This is a genomic window from Polaribacter filamentus, from assembly GCF_002943715.1.
GTDB classification, from domain to species: domain Bacteria; phylum Bacteroidota; class Bacteroidia; order Flavobacteriales; family Flavobacteriaceae; genus Polaribacter; species Polaribacter filamentus.
The window spans coordinates 2,452,218-2,467,087 of the sequence record NZ_MQUA01000013.1 but is presented as its reverse complement, the minus strand read 5'-3'; the positions used below and the strand labels follow the sequence as shown (position 1 = coordinate 2,467,087).

Genomic DNA, 14,870 nt, shown 5'->3' with positions numbered 1-14,870 from the left:
TTAAACCGTGCCAGTATATAACACGGTATATATTTTATTTCGTTCCTCAACAAATCATATACAATTCGTTACCACATTCCTAATTCATAAATTCATAGTTTTTTAAATTTATGATGTATAAAAATTCTGCCTGCATCTAAAAAAATTTTTAAATCTTTCTGGTTTGTATGATCATCTAAAAAGTAGCATTTTGTTTCAATTTCATTATTAACCATACTTTTGATCCAGAAAGGCATGTTCTTTTTAATCTTGTAAACTGGTTTAAATTCATCATTTGGTAATTCTTTTATATAATCGATTTCTTTTAAATCAATTGCTGTAGCCATCACCAATTCTAATGAAATATTCGCTTTTTTTGATTCTTCCTGGATTACTTGGTTCATAGTTTTTATTTAAATGATGATTTAATAGAGAAGTTCATTATCTTCTAATGTGTCTGTAGGATTTGTTTCTTTGGTTTTTATATAAAAACATTCTTGAGATTTACCCTCTATATTTTTAATGATTCTTCCATTTTTAGCTCCTGCTTCTTTAGGATCTAAAACATAATTATTTAGCGTACAAAATGCCTTTACAGATTTTTTAAAGTTGTTAGAAGATTTTTTACCTCCAGATACTTTTTTATAATCGTCAAAAGCAGCAGTTCTAATAACATCAGTATCTAATCTGTATGTATCAGCATGGAAGTAAACACTGGCCCAATTTCTAAAAGCATCGCCCATTTCTGCCATTAAGTTTCGTTTGTTAACGTTATCCATAGGAGGATCTATTTTATCCGAACAAGACAGGTAAAATTGAACTGTTTGCGCGCAAAAAACATAGAAGTCTAAATATTCTGATTCCGTAAAATCATTAAATAAATCTTTACCATTAAAATCATCAGAAACACGCCTTGTTTGTCTGTACTCATTGTCTTTATTATGATGATAATAATCAGAATTTACAGTAAATAATATTCTTCGGGAGCTTGATGGATCTAAATTGTTTGGCGGAAAATTAGAAGTGCCACAAAGCTTTGGAGAATCTTCGAAATTAATTGTAAAACCAGAAGTTCCTTTCGGGTTTACTTTCATCTTACCGGTTATTTCTGAAAAGAATTGTTGGAAAGGAAAATACTGGTTCATGTCATCTATAAAAACATAATCTGTTTCTTTAGAAACGCCATCAAATAAGAAATCAGAATCCACCGCTTTTTTACTTCTTCCTGGTATAAAGAATTGTGCCTTCATTATTTTCTCTAAATAATCGTACATCAAAGATTTACCAGAACCACCATGACTTTCTCCTATGTCAGATAATTTATTATCAATTCCAAAAACAAACCAGGCTTTACTTTTCACTTTATATTTGTGTAGTAAATATCCTATAGCAAACAGCTTATTTATTAAATGTTGCTTTTGCTCTAAAATTTCATCTTCTTCTAAATTCGGTCCTGCTATATTAAATTGATTCTCTTTAAAATACGTTGCAGCTTCAGATACTTGACTTGGTTTAAAAGAACCTTCTAATTCTTTTTGCCAATGAATTCTAGAAGCATTAATTAAGTAGTTAAACCATTTATTGTCTTTCTTTAAAACCGTGATATCTAAATCTCCATCTAAATCTTCACCTATTTTAAAGTGTGGTTGTTTAAAAGCTGCTTCAAATTGTCTTTCTGTAGTTCTTTCTGGAAAATCGATTACTTTTTCATCAATAACCATTTTATCTACAACACCGTTTTTATGAATATTAATAACGTCTTTTCTAATTTCTACAACATTTTTTTTGAAAAACCAATATTGGGAGTTGGCATCACAATCCACAAAATCAACTTCAACAACTGGCAGTTTACTTAACATTGATTCTTTTAAATAAGGTGTCTTTTTTACCATATTTCTTAAAGGAATTGGCATTTGTCTTTCCTCTAAAAAGTTATTTACAAAGTTTTCTATTTTATTTGGAGACGTTCTTTTCACAATATTACCATCAATATAGATGTAGCAATACTCCTCTTTTTCAAATGGAGTTTCCATTCTGCAAAAACCTTGATGTTTTAAAAAATGTTCTGCATGTACAATATTGTAGTGGTATTTTGTGCCGTTGTCTGTGATTTGCTCATCCCAAAACTTCATTGGCAATGAGTTTACAATTAGTTTTTTAAAGGCGTTCTTAACAATTACAGGTCTTTGTTTGTTGTATTTAAGATTTACAAAATCTAAAAAGTCTTTTCGTGGGTTTCCTCGCCAATCTTTAGTTTGCAGTAAGTATTTAGGCAACCAGATTGTTTTAATATCTAAATGATCTAAACCAACTTTTACAGCTTGTTTTACGCCTGTTTTATCGATATCGGGTAAATTATAAATATGGTTAGCTAACTTTTTAAGCCTGTTGTATAAATCGTTTGTTAAAGAAGCTGTTTCGCTGTTTAGCCAAATAACATAATATCCAAAAGAAGCAACATTTATGGCGTCTCTATCTCCAGAGCAAACAATTATATTTTCTAGTTTTAATTCTTTGTCTGTAGGAAAACTATCTTCTCCTGCTTCTTTTAAAACTCTTTCTTTGTGTTTTTTTGCTGCGTTTTCAACATCATCTAATCCAAAAATATAATCTTTAGGTCTGCCACCTGCATATCTAAACCGGAATGATTTATCAGCAGATTTAGGTTGATAAATTTTTTGCCAACTCCCAAAATCATAAACAAGAACAGGGTATTCTTCTGTACTTTGGGTAACCGTTACTTCATTTTCTTTTACATAACTGTAGCTTTTTACAGCTTTTAAATGAAAACGAGTTGCAATCTTATCTGACACTTCTGGACCAATCACTAATAACTCTTCTGCAGATAATTCTTCTTTGTAATCAAATAAATAAGATCCTGGTACTTCGTCTTTTGTTTTAGCTCTTTTTGTGATGATTGGTTTAGAAGCGTATGTTGTATTTTGATATTGTATTTGATACAACTTTGCCAACTTTTTACAGGCTTCACCAAAAGTTAAATTGTCTTCGAACATACAAACGAAAATTCCGTTTTTTGGTTTATCCCATTGTCCCCAATCGATAACCAACCAAGTGCCATCTTCTGTTTTCTTTAAAGCTGCAGATGCTGTTTTTTCATCTGCACGCATTTTAAATTTTTTAGTGCTATTTTCTCCAACACTTGCAGCTTCTGGATAATAATCTTTTATAATCTGTAAGCCACCATCTGTTTGATGTAGTATTGCCTCTGCGAACGGGAAATTGCTCATTATTTAATAGTAGTTTGTATTTGATAACCTAATTTTTGCAATCTTTTTAAAGAGCTTTGCGTTCTCTTTGGGTAATTTGTTGGTTTGAATTTATCTGGCACTAAAACTGCAGTTTTATCAAAAGAAATTTCGAAATGAATTGAAACCGTATTTAAGTGATTTATGAGTGTGGATTCTTTAATCATTCTGTAAGTTTTTGTTCATGATAAAATGAAAAGGTGGCATCCACTTGTTTTTTGCATTCTGGGCAATGGTCTGGTGGTGCTTTTAATTGTTTTTTAATGTCGGATATTTTAAAATCTACAGGTACATCTAAAATTTTAGCATCTTTATAAAACGTTTTTTGACACCCTGTGCAGATTTGCTTTATAGTGATGAACTTTTGGGTGTTTTCTGACATCTCTTTTTGTGTTTTATATAATACTCACCAACTGTTTTTGGTATTCTTTTTTGTGTAAAAATGAATTTCTGTTTGGCAAAAATTTCATCAACTATTTTAGTAGCTTTACTTTCCGATTTCAATTGCTGCTGTAACTGTGCAATCATTTGCTCTTTGGGTGGTAATTTTTGCGAGTTGGTTTTCATAACTTGTAATTCTTTCGTTGTAATATTTTAGTAAATCTGTTCTTTTTTCTTCATGATTAGCATAGTTTTTATCATCTGCATTTAATGCTAATACTGCATCTTTAAAACGTTGCAATTGCGTTTGTAGGTAACTTTCTCCTTGTGTATTCATAGTTATTTTTTTACAGGTGTATAATGATTTATGGCTTCAAACTGAATTTTAATATTGTTTATCACTACCATTTCATCATCTATCGGGGTAATGATTTTATTTACAGTAATAATTACTGTAATGTATTTTCCATCAGAATTAGCTATTAAATGATACTTATAGCCTTCTAGTTCTTTTTGAAAATCCTCGAAAACAGGTTCGTGTTTTATGCAAAAAACAATGCGTGTATGCGTGTGTTTCATTACTTAAAAGATTTAGAATAAAGGTTAATTCTAGAAAAACTACGGTTTGTTAAATAATTTCTGGAGCCATCTTTATTAACTCTACTATTTTTTTGAAATTTCCATATTTCTGCAGTTGGGTCTAATTCATGAAAATTAAAATCAATGTGCAGATTTGCTGACGAATATATTTCCAATGCTTTTTTCATTGTTTCTGTTCTAAGAGCAGCTAAAGCTTCATATTGTTCTTTATTCATAACTATATTACTTTTTGAGTTTTCGCTTTCAATAATAGCGCGTGTTTAGAACGTGTGTTTGTGTAGGTAAATAGTTTACGTTTTAAGGTATCGTAATGAGAATGAGATACACCAATAGCCTCTGCTATAACACCATCTATATAATCGTTAGAATCTGCCATCATATCAATCATAACAATATCTCTGGGCGTTAAAATGTAATTGTCTATTGTTATATTTTTAGCGTTCCAACGTAAAGAAGGGCAGTCTCTTTTTTCTCTAAAATTTTCTGAAGGTGCTAAAACTCCGTTTAAAATATCTGGAGTAGCATCTACATCTCCCCACATATAGTACGCGTATAATTCTACTTGATCTTTTAATTCTGAATGAATTTTAGAGATAAAATCAACTGCTTTATGATCTAATAAATAAGCGGTTTTTATAAGATTGTAGATTTTAGCAGGTAAATCTGTAAAATAGTGTGTGTTTCCATGTTGCATCCATAGAGTGGTCTTTTTACCTTTTACTTTTATGCCCATTAATTCTATGCCAGAATCACCAGGAAGCATGCCTGCAATTTGTGGGGTTCTGAAGTTTTGATTATTTTTGCTGTTGTTAATCATTGGTTTAAGATTTAGTGATTAATAATTATTAAGATTCGGTTGTTGAAGCAATCGAATTTTTTTGTTCTAAAAAAGCATCTATCTGTTGTTGTGCTTTTTGGATTGTCTTTTTTGTAAAATTTTCTTTATTTCTAATTATTACTTTGCATTTTAACAACGCTACTTCTTCGATAGAGAGTTTTGGTGTAGATTTCTTTTTTAGAAAAAGAAATACATAAATTAAAGATGCAGTTACTATTAAAAAAAATGCTGTGATAAAGAGTATCGTATTCATCTGTTGGGTTTTTAAAACCTCACTCCACTTTTGCAGAGTGAGTAAAATTGCTATGAAAAAGAATAGTTTTTTTTTGTGATTGGAAACTGTAAAGGGAAAAACCAATGAACGTGCGTTTTAAGTTCGACAACTTCTAATAGCCCCCAGCTATTATGTTATTCTGGTTGCTGATTAAAATCTAATTTTATTTGAAGCTTTTTAGCAGCCTCTTGGTATATAAATTGGGTGGATTTTGTTTTCATTATGAGGCAGATTTTAAAAGTTTGTCTTTTTTGCGTTTTAATATTGCTGCTTTCTTTTTTTCAATTTCTACAGCTTCTATAATTGCTACTTCAATAGGTAAAAATGGTAGGCCATTCATCACATTTATAATCATAGATGCAGAATGCGTGTTTCCTTTAGCATCCTTAATGCTATTTTTAATTAAGACAGGTTTTACTTTAGAAGTATAGTAAGCTCCTAAAATTTCAATAAATGCGTTTTTGTCTTCTGGTGTTATCATAGAAATCTATGTTTGTTTGTATTGTTTTTATTGCTAACTTGCTGATAAGTTATTGACAACTTACTGATGCAAATATAGTGAATAAAGTTTCATATAATCAAGTTATAAGTGAATAAAGTTTCGAACATAAAGGAAAGAATTAAAGAATTTGCCGAAAACACTGGGGAAAACAAGGATGTTTTTTTTCAGAAAATAGGTGTTACTTCCGCTAATTTTAGAGGAAAGAAACTTTTAACAGGAGTAAATGCAGATTTAATTGAGAAAATAGTTTCACTATATCCAGATGTAGATCTAAACTGGTTAATAACAGGAAAAGAAGCTAATAAAGAAGAAAAAGAAAAAACTGTTATGAATGAACCACCCGAAAATTATGGCAATAGCTATAAAGACAAGTACATAGAAGTACTTGAAGAAAACAAAGAATTGCAAAAAAAAGTCATTAATTTATTAGAGATTAAAGACAATTTAAAAAAATATAGTTAACAGCTTTTTGCTAGGTAAAAATTGAAAAAGAAAAGAATTATGAAAAAGTTGTTTAAAGGATGTCTAGTAATTTTCATTGGATTTTTTGTTATTGGAGGCGTTATTACAATGTTTACCAATACAGAAGATGTTGATAAAACTGAAAAAACGGAAAAAAAGAAGTAATTATAAAAGATTGGGGTAAACAAACTTTTGAAGAAAAAAACGTAACTCTAAATCTTTTTACAAGAAGCAAAGAAAAACCTTATTCTTCTGATAGATTTAGATTGAGACTTTTACTTATTGAGGCATTTCCTAAAATTATTAAATACCCTGAAACTTTAGAATTTCAAGATATATATGATTTAAAAAATTGGGTAGAAAAAGACAATTTGTCTGCAAGACTTGTTGAGCCTTCAATGTTTACCATAAAAAACATTGATAAAGGTATTTTAACAGTAAACGTTCCTTTTAGAAGTGAAAGTTCAGTGGGATTGAAAATTAGAAAAACATTGAAACTTGAATTTCAATATAATGCTTCTAGTAATTTTAAAGTTCTAAAATCAAAAATATATTAAAAATATAGTTCTAAAAAAGATGATTGGTAAAAAAGATGAATTTATTATAGAAATCACAGAAAACGAGGACAGCCAATTAAGCAAAGACCTAGAAAGTATTGAGGTAAAACAGAGTAGGAGCGTGTCAAAATCCCGTCAAAATAAAACAAAGTTATCTAATAATTAAAAGTTAACACACTGATTTTCAGGTTTAAAAAATATAAATTTTGTTAGATTGGAGTCCCTTCCTTTCTGCAGAGAGAATCTACAATTCTCAAACAAAAAGCCCATAAACATATTGTTTATGGGCTTTCTGTTTTTTATAAAAATCCAATGAAAGTACTACAATGTTAAAAATTGGGTCTTAGTTTTCAATGGTATAGTCAAAATTTATAGAGGCATAAATACCTTCTGAACAAACAGTTCCTTCTTCTAAGACGAGTTCTCAATTAATAAAAATTTCAGCTTTTAACGTATAAGGTAAATCGTTATTTCTATTCGCATTCCCAACAATTTTTTGTTACGTATACTCTGGAAATGAAATGATTATTGGCTCTTGATTTCCATTGCTATCGTAGTTAAATTGTCTGGGTCAATAGATCCATTCCTTTTCAATATCAAAATCTTTGCAGGAAACAACTATTTCGTCAAATTCTGGAGTATTAGTTGTTATTATAATTTCTACATTTTTAGTAATAATCTGAAATTTTTCTATTAATGCCGTATTTGTGGTAGTGCAAGAAATAGAAACTAATAGGATTAGTATGGTTATTAATTTTTTCATAATATTATCTTTGCACTCCAACAAAGTTCGTTAAAATAGAATTCCTTAAAGAATTATCCGTCGGAAATACCCTTTTTACTTGGAAATAATGCAGAATATTCAAAACTATGAAACCATTCAAATTTAAAGAATTTACAATTCATCAAGATAAAACAGCCATGAAAATTGGTACTGATGGCGTTTTACTTGGTGCTTGGTGTTCTGTTGAAAAATATCCCGACACTATTTTAGATATTGGTTCTGGTACAGGAATTATTTCTTTAATGTTGGCGCAACGAGCTGATGCAATGAATATCGATGCTGTGGAGATTGACGAAAATGCCTATGAACAAACGGTAGAAAATTTTGAACAATCAGACTGGGGAGATCGTTTGTATTGTTACAATACTACTTTTAAAGAATTTGCTGATGAAATTGCTGAGGAAGAAGAAACTTACGATTTAATTGTTACTAATCCGCCATTTTATACGGATGAGTTTGAATCTGACGATGCAGCAAGAAATAAAGCCAGATTTACATCTTCATTATCTTTTGAAGAATTAGTTTCTGGAGTGGTGAAAATACTTTCTTCGGATGGTATGTTTGCATTGATTATCCCTTTTAAAGAAGAAGAAAATTTCATCAATTCAGCAAAAACGAAGGGTTTATTTTTAAATAGAGTTTGTCATGTTCAAGGAAATGCAACATCAGAAATAAAAAGAAGTTTATTGGAGTTTTCTTTCCATTTATTAGAAATAAAAAAAGAACATTTAATTATAGAAATTGAACGTCATAAATACACAAAAGAATATATGAATTTAACGAAAGATTATTACTTGAAAATGTAAATAATGAACCTTGAAGTTCGCAAAGTATTTTGGCAACGCACACAAAGAAAAGCATATCTATGTATCTCTAAGAAAAACTGCTATGAATCTCTGCTTAACACATAGTTTACCCAACTACATTATGCGGATTGTAACCTAAATACTCGACGTCTCTTTCAGTAAATTGAACTCCGTAATTTTCTAGTTCTTTCAAAATTGGTTCATATACTTCTTTTGATATTGGCAATTGAACTCCTGGTTTTTTTATTTCTCCTTTTAAAATCTTTAAGGCTGCAATTGCAACAGGTAAACCAACGGTTTTCGCCATGGCTGTATAGGTTTGGTTTTCGCCTAAAACAGTTAAACTACTCTCAATTTGATACTTTTTGCCATTCATTTCGTAACCAAACAAATGCTGCATTACTATCATATCCTTATCATATTCTTGAAGAGTCCAAGAATCTTCTAAAATCTTTTGAAGCATTTTAGCCGGAGTTGCATTTACAAGGTTAATTTTTTTCTCCGGATTAAAAAGGTCTAGCTCAACTAATTTTTCCCACATAATATCATCTTGATCAATTTTTAAATAAGATCTCAGTTTCAATTCAACAGAATCCGATGGAGAATATGCTAAAAATAAGTTTACAAAATCACGGTAACTCATGTTTTCGGAATCTTCGATGATGTATGAATCATCCGTCATTCCTAATTGCACAAAAATATTCCAAGCTCTAGAAAAACCAACTTTTCTAATGGTACCTCTATACATGGTTGGTATATTATCTAGACCATAAATAGTTCTATATTTTAAAGAATCTCTGTTTGCATACGCTTCAAATTTACCAGTTCCGCGAACGTTTAGAAACTCGGTTCTTCTAAATAATTTATGGTAGGGAATGTACTTGTAAGTGCCTTCTTGTTTAAACATTGCCGCGCCTCCTTGACCTGCCAAAACAACATTTCTAGGATTCCAAGTAAATTTATAATTCCATAAATTATTATCACTTTCAGGAGCCACTAAGCCTCCACAAAAAGATTCAAACAAAAGCATTTTTGCGCCTTTTTCTCTAATTCTGTCAATAATTTTCATGGCACTCATATGATCTAAACCTGGGTCTAAACCAATTTCATTCATAAAAACTAATCCTTTTTCTTTGGCAGCTGCGTCCAATGTTCTCATTTCTTCGGAGATGTAAGAAGCAGTAACCATATGCTTATTAAATTTGATACAATCCTTGGCAACTTCAATATGAAAACTAGCAGGTAACATAGAAATTACGATATTTGATTTTTTGATTTCTTGTTCACGCTGCTTTTCGTCAAAAATATCTAAGCTAATAGCTGCACCATTTATGTGATTATTTAGTAATTTTAGTGCGTTTTCTGTAGAAATATCAGCAATAGTTAGTTGTAAGTTTTCTTCATCAGATTTATCTAATAAATATTTTATTAAAGAAGAACTCGATTTTCCTGCGCCAATAATCAATATGTTTTTCATAAAAATTGTTTTTTATTTCACCACGAATATATTAATTTTAGTTATAAATTAAACATATAATCATATATTTGTTTAAAATTAAACTGCACTTAAAGAGTTTTGAGATAATATATTTTTAATGTATTTAGTTTGTTGTAGATTTAAAACAAATTATTAAAAATTAGGAGTAATGAAAGTTTTAGATGAAGTTTTAAAGGGATTAATGGATCGTTATAAAGAACGAGTTCCTGATGTATCAAAAATTACAAATGCTTTAATTATAAATCATTTAATTGAAAATCAGGAGGATATTGAGAATGATCATATTGCCTTTCGTACAATGGGAGTTACTAATTTAGGTATTGCTTCTTTTGAAAAAATATTTTTACACTTTGGTTATACTGCGGAAGATAGATACCTCTTTGAAAAAAAGAAACTAAATGCACGCTGGTATAAGCCATTAAATAATAAATATCCAAGAATTTTTATTAGTGAACTTAATGTTTCAAGTTTTTCAGAAAATATTCAAAATATTATTAAATCTTATACGAATGAAGTAAATTCTGATCCAGTTGATGCTTTAAATTTAAATAAATCTAACGAAATAGATGCGTATTTACATGCTGCTTTATGGCGAGTACCAACTTGGGAGGATTACTGCACATTAAAAGAAGAGAGTGAATATGCAGCTTGGGTTATTTATAATAGATATTACTTAAATCATTACACAATTACTGTTGATGGATTGCCAGAAGGATACAATTCATTGGTCCAGTTTAATACGTTTGTTAATAGTATTGGTGTAGAATTAAGTGATGCTGGTGGTTTTATAAAAACAAGTAGTGATGGTTTACTTTTGCAAAGTTCAACAATTTCACAAGTAGTTGAAGCTATATTTTCAGATGGAGACAAACATCCAATAGCTGGGAGTTATGTAGAGTTTGCAGAAAGAAAAATACTTCCGGAATTTAAAAATCTACCAATAAAAAAAATTAAAAGAGAGCATAGAAGAGAAGGTTTTGAAGCTTCTAGCGCAGACAAAATATTTGAAAGCACATTTTCTAGTCAAGTAGATAGAAAAAAATAAAAACACCTATTTAATCAAAGCACATTTTTATTGATTATTAAATTTTTCTAATTCTATAATCTTCAAAAACTTATTTTGAAATCTCTTTGATGTAAACTTACAGATAAAATTAATGTTTAAAAATTTAGTTATTACCAGTTTTTTAGGAATGTTTGCCATTGTTTTAGGCGCTTTTGGTTCGCATGCATTGAAAGAATTATTAACATTAGATCAATTATTGAGTTTTGAAACGGCGGTTAGGTATCAAATGTATCATGTACTTGTGTTGTTATTTGTAAATACTTTTGAGGGCTTTACTGCAAAGCAAAAAAATAGAATTAGTTATCTTTTCTTTTTAGGGATTCTTTTCTTTTCCTGCTCTATTTATGCAATTCAATTAACATCAATTACAGCAAAATCAATTTGGTTTATAACACCTTTAGGAGGCTTATTTTTTATAATTGGATGGTTGTCAATGATTATGATATTCGTAAAGAAAATTAGAGAACACGTGAAATAATAATAATTTTCATATAAAAAGATTCCTATTTTAAAATATTGTTTAATTTTGTTCTTTAATAAAACACAAAATATATTGACATGATAGATACGAAATCCATTTCGTTAAATAGTCTAGGAATTAAAAATGCAACAATTCGTTATCAGTTAACTTCTAGCGAATTACACGATGAAATCATTAAAAAAGATCAAGGAGTCGTATCTTCTTTAGGGGCAATTGCTGTTAATACGGGAGAGTTTACAGGACGTTCGCCATTAGATCGTTTTATTGTAAAAGATGCTGTTACTGCCAATGAAGTTTGGTGGAGCAAGATAAATTTACCTTTTGAAGAAGATAAATTTGACAGACTTTATGATAAAGTAGTTGACTATTTATCTGAAAAAGAAATATTCGTAAGGGATTGTTATGCTTGCGCGGATGAAAAATACAAGTTAAATATACGAGTTGTAAACGAATATCCGTGGAGTAATATGTTTGCTTATAACATGTTTTTACGACCAACTGCAGAGGAGTTAAAAGATTTTTCTCCAGAATGGACGGTAATTAATGCGCCAGGTTTTATGGCGGATCCAGTATTAGATGGAACTCGTCAGCATAATTTTGCAATTTTAAATTTTACTAAAAAAATTGCCTTAATTGGTGGCACAGGATACACAGGAGAGATTAAAAAAGGAATTTTTTCTGCATTAAATTTTATCCTTCCAATGTATAAAAATACGTTGCCAATGCACTGTTCTGCAAACGTTGGTAAAGACGGCGATACTGCTGTTTTCTTCGGATTATCAGGTACTGGAAAAACTACGTTATCTACAGATCCAAACAGAAGTTTAATTGGTGATGATGAACACGGTTGGACAGAAGAGAACACCGTTTTTAATTTTGAAGGTGGATGTTATGCAAAAGTTATAAATTTATCGCAAGAACAAGAACCAGAAATTTATGCTGCTATAAAAAAAGGAGCGATTTTAGAAAATGTAGTAATGGATAAAGATGGAGTTATCGATTTTGAGGATACTTCAATTACGCCAAATACAAGAGTAAGTTACCCAATTTATCATATAGATAATATTCAGCAGCCATCAACGGGAAAAAATCCTAAAAATATTTTCTTTTTAACTGCGGATGCTTTTGGCGTTTTGCCTCCAATTTCTAAATTAACACCAAGTCAAGCTGCGTATCATTTTATTTCTGGGTATACGGCAAAAGTTGCAGGTACAGAAGCGGGCGTTACAGAGCCCGTACCAAATTTTTCAGCATGTTTTGGCGCACCTTTTATGCCTTTACATCCTGCGAGATATGCAGAAATGTTAAGCAAAAAAATGAAAGATGCAGATGTAAATGTTTGGTTGGTGAATACCGGCTGGTCTGGTGGTCAATATGGCGTCGGAAAAAGAATGTCGTTAAAATATACCAGAGCAATGATTACGGCAGTGTTAAATGGCCATTTGGGAGATTATAAGTATGAAGATTATCATATTCATTCTGTATTTGGAGTTGCGCAGCCAAGATCTTGCCCTGGAGTTCCTTCAGACTTATTAAGTCCGAGGTCTACTTGGAATGATGATGAGGCTTATTACAAAGCTGCTTTTCAATTATCAAATGCATTTAGAGTGAATTTTAAACAATTTGAAGAATTTGCAAACGAAGAAATTCGCAGAGGAGGTCCTCAACGATATGCCCTTTAAGGAATTATAAGTTTTTTTATTTTTATGAAAAGTCGTCTAAAAAAGAAATTTTTTAGACGACTTTTTTTGTCCTATTATTTACTTGAAAATAACAGTAGCTTTTTAGTTTTTTGGTAATGATGATTTTGAGTAGTAACTTTAAGGCAAATATAAATTATAAATATTTTTTAGATTTAAAAATCTTATATTTAAAAAATAATAATTTAGGGTAATAAAAGTAAAATAGTTATTCCTTATTTAGAACGACCAAAACGAACTAAAACATGAAAATTGTAGTATCAGTATTTTTATTATTCGGATGTGTTTTCAATTCTTTCTCACAGACAAATGACTTGAAAATAAGTAAATTATCAAAAGAAGTAGAGTCTAAAGTGATAGAGTGGAGAAGACATTTACATGAAAATCCAGAACTATCCAATAGAGAGTTTAATACGGCAAAATACATTGTTAAACATTTAAAAAAATTAGGAATAGAAGTACAAGAAGGTGTTGCGAAAACGGGAGTCGTTGGTCTATTAAAAGGAGATTTACCTGGAAAAGTAGTGGCGTTAAGAGCAGATATGGATGCATTGCCAGTTACAGAAAGAAATGATTTACCTTTTAAATCTTTAGTAACTTCTGAGTATAATGGTAAAAAAACGGGCGTAATGCATGCGTGTGGTCACGATTCTCACGTTGCTATTTTAATGGGAACTGACGAGGTACTCTCTAAAATGAAAAGCGAAATTAGAGGAACTGTTAAATTTATTTTTCAGCCGGCTGAAGAAGGCGCTCCAAAAGGTGAAGAAGGTGGTGCAGAATTAATGGTGAAAGAAAATGTCTTAAAGAATCCAGAAGTAGATGCAATTTTTGGACTACATATTAATTCGGGAACCGATGTAGGAACTCTAAAATATAAAACGGGTGGAATCATGGCGGCATCTCAAACTTTTGAGGTTAATATAAAAGGTAAACAAGCTCATGGCTCTAGACCTTGGACAAGTGTAGATCCTATATTAACAGCTGCAAGTATTATTCAAGGACTGCAAACCATAATTAGTAGGGAAGCAGAATTAACGAAAGAAGGTGCTGTTATTACTGTAGGTGTGATAAATGCAGGAATAAGATCTAATATTATTCCGGAAAGCGCAAAATTAATTGGAACGATAAGAACTTTAGACTATGACATGCAAAAATTCATTAATAAACGGATGCAAGAAATGGTGCCAGCCATTGCAAAAGTGCATCGGGCAGAAGCAACTATAGAAATTTCGAAAGGACTTCCAATTACCTATAACCATATTAAATTAACAGAAAAGATGTTGCCTACTTTACAGCGAATTGCAGGAGCTGAAAAGGTGATTAAAATTAGTGCTACAACTGGCGCAGAAGATTTTTCTTTTTATCAACAAAAAATTCCCGGAATGTATTTCTTTTTAGGAGGAAAAACTTTAAATGTAAAACCAGAGGACGCAGCAGGGCATCATACTCCAGATTTTATTTTGGATGAAAGCGGTTTTATTTTAGGTGTAAAAACAATGACAGCCTTAACACTTGATTATTTAGATGATTAAAAAATTGTTTAGAAACTTTTGGTAGTTTCAAATGCGGTAATTCTTTATTCTCTTAACTGGTGGAAATTTTGAACTCAATCTGTTATGGGTAATGTTTCTGATATTATTGATATTATTGTTTTGTAGGAAATGACTGTGAGG

At 30.5% G+C, this 14,870-nt stretch carries 19 protein-coding genes; 7 read left to right on the top strand and 12 right to left on the bottom strand.

Going from position 1 to position 14,870, the window contains the following annotated elements; genetic code table 11:
* Positions 1-92: 92 nt before the first annotated feature.
* The 10 genes from BST83_RS13270 to BST83_RS13225 form a co-directional block, all read right to left on the bottom strand.
* Positions 93-383, bottom strand: a complete 291-nt coding sequence (locus tag BST83_RS13270; protein ID WP_104810208.1) for a hypothetical protein — start codon at positions 381-383, stop codon at positions 93-95.
* 21 nt (positions 384-404) lie between these two features.
* Positions 405-3,227 carry a toprim domain-containing protein gene (locus BST83_RS13265; protein ID WP_104810207.1) on the bottom strand — a complete coding sequence of 941 codons (2,823 nt, stop codon included), beginning with the start codon at positions 3,225-3,227 and terminating at the stop codon, positions 405-407.
* Positions 3,227-3,412 (bottom strand): hypothetical protein, encoded by a 186-nt coding sequence (locus BST83_RS13260; protein WP_104810206.1) that lies wholly within the window; start codon positions 3,410-3,412, stop codon positions 3,227-3,229. Before BST83_RS13260 ends, BST83_RS13265 begins: the two co-directional genes overlap by 1 nt.
* Complete coding sequence (locus BST83_RS13255; RefSeq protein ID WP_104810205.1) at positions 3,409-3,627, bottom strand: hypothetical protein; 219 nt, start codon at positions 3,625-3,627, stop codon at positions 3,409-3,411. Before BST83_RS13255 ends, BST83_RS13260 begins: the two co-directional genes overlap by 4 nt.
* 105 nt (positions 3,628-3,732) lie before the next feature.
* The gene (locus BST83_RS13250) at positions 3,733-3,963 is read right to left on the bottom strand and encodes a hypothetical protein (protein ID WP_104810204.1); all 231 of its coding nucleotides are present in this window, start codon (positions 3,961-3,963) and stop codon (positions 3,733-3,735) included.
* Between the two features lie 2 nt (positions 3,964-3,965).
* The gene (locus BST83_RS13245; protein WP_104810203.1) at positions 3,966-4,205 is read right to left on the bottom strand and encodes a hypothetical protein; all 240 of its coding nucleotides are present in this window, start codon (positions 4,203-4,205) and stop codon (positions 3,966-3,968) included.
* Positions 4,205-4,441 carry a hypothetical protein gene (locus BST83_RS13240; protein WP_104810202.1) on the bottom strand — a complete coding sequence of 79 codons (237 nt, stop codon included), beginning with the start codon at positions 4,439-4,441 and terminating at the stop codon, positions 4,205-4,207. The genes BST83_RS13245 and BST83_RS13240 overlap by 1 nt, the downstream gene beginning before the upstream one ends.
* A gap of 2 nt (positions 4,442-4,443) precedes the next feature.
* A complete protein-coding gene (locus BST83_RS13235) occupies positions 4,444-5,043 on the bottom strand; it encodes a hypothetical protein (RefSeq protein WP_104810201.1) in 600 nt (199 codons plus the stop codon).
* Positions 5,044-5,071: 28 nt separating this feature from the next.
* The gene (locus tag BST83_RS13230) at positions 5,072-5,317 is read right to left on the bottom strand and encodes a hypothetical protein (RefSeq protein WP_205853585.1); all 246 of its coding nucleotides are present in this window, start codon (positions 5,315-5,317) and stop codon (positions 5,072-5,074) included.
* Between the two features lie 241 nt (positions 5,318-5,558).
* Entirely contained in the window at positions 5,559-5,819 is a 261-nt protein-coding gene (locus BST83_RS13225) for a hypothetical protein (protein WP_104810199.1), read from the bottom strand.
* 108 nt (positions 5,820-5,927) lie between these two features.
* Here BST83_RS13225 and BST83_RS13220 point away from each other — a divergent pair, with 108 nt between their 5' ends.
* A complete protein-coding gene (locus BST83_RS13220) occupies positions 5,928-6,302 on the top strand; it encodes a hypothetical protein (RefSeq protein WP_104810198.1) in 375 nt (124 codons plus the stop codon).
* A gap of 266 nt (positions 6,303-6,568) precedes the next feature.
* On the top strand, positions 6,569-6,859 hold the full coding sequence (locus tag BST83_RS13215; protein WP_104810197.1) for a hypothetical protein: 291 nt from the start codon (positions 6,569-6,571) through the stop codon (positions 6,857-6,859).
* Between the two features lie 571 nt (positions 6,860-7,430).
* Here the strand turns inward: BST83_RS13215 and BST83_RS13210 are convergent.
* Positions 7,431-7,622: a hypothetical protein gene (locus BST83_RS13210; RefSeq protein WP_104810196.1), complete on the bottom strand. Its 192-nt coding sequence runs from the start codon at positions 7,620-7,622 to the stop codon at positions 7,431-7,433.
* Between the two features lie 107 nt (positions 7,623-7,729).
* On the opposite strand from BST83_RS13210, the gene BST83_RS13205 reads away from it, so the two are divergent.
* A complete protein-coding gene (locus BST83_RS13205; RefSeq protein WP_104810195.1) occupies positions 7,730-8,449 on the top strand; it encodes a tRNA1(Val) (adenine(37)-N6)-methyltransferase in 720 nt (239 codons plus the stop codon).
* A 106-nt stretch (positions 8,450-8,555) separates the two neighbouring features.
* Here the strand turns inward: BST83_RS13205 and BST83_RS13200 are convergent, their stop codons facing one another.
* A complete protein-coding gene (locus BST83_RS13200; RefSeq protein ID WP_104810194.1) occupies positions 8,556-9,926 on the bottom strand; it encodes a saccharopine dehydrogenase family protein in 1,371 nt (456 codons plus the stop codon).
* 169 nt (positions 9,927-10,095) lie between these two features.
* Between BST83_RS13200 and BST83_RS13195 the strand changes: the two genes are divergently transcribed.
* The 4 genes from BST83_RS13195 to BST83_RS13180 all read left to right on the top strand — a co-directional run bounded on the left by BST83_RS13195 (position 10,096) and on the right by BST83_RS13180 (position 14,729).
* Entirely contained in the window at positions 10,096-10,992 is an 897-nt protein-coding gene (locus tag BST83_RS13195) for a DUF1338 domain-containing protein (RefSeq protein WP_104810193.1), read from the top strand.
* Positions 10,993-11,104: 112 nt separating this feature from the next.
* Positions 11,105-11,491: a DUF423 domain-containing protein gene (locus tag BST83_RS13190; protein ID WP_104810192.1), complete on the top strand. Its 387-nt coding sequence runs from the start codon at positions 11,105-11,107 to the stop codon at positions 11,489-11,491.
* A gap of 80 nt (positions 11,492-11,571) precedes the next feature.
* Positions 11,572-13,176, top strand: a complete 1,605-nt coding sequence (pckA, locus tag BST83_RS13185; protein ID WP_104810191.1) for a phosphoenolpyruvate carboxykinase (ATP) — start codon at positions 11,572-11,574, stop codon at positions 13,174-13,176.
* Positions 13,177-13,439: 263 nt separating this feature from the next.
* Positions 13,440-14,729, top strand: coding sequence for an amidohydrolase (locus BST83_RS13180; protein WP_104810190.1), 1,290 nt, complete (start codon positions 13,440-13,442; stop codon positions 14,727-14,729).
* Positions 14,730-14,870 lie beyond the last annotated feature (141 nt).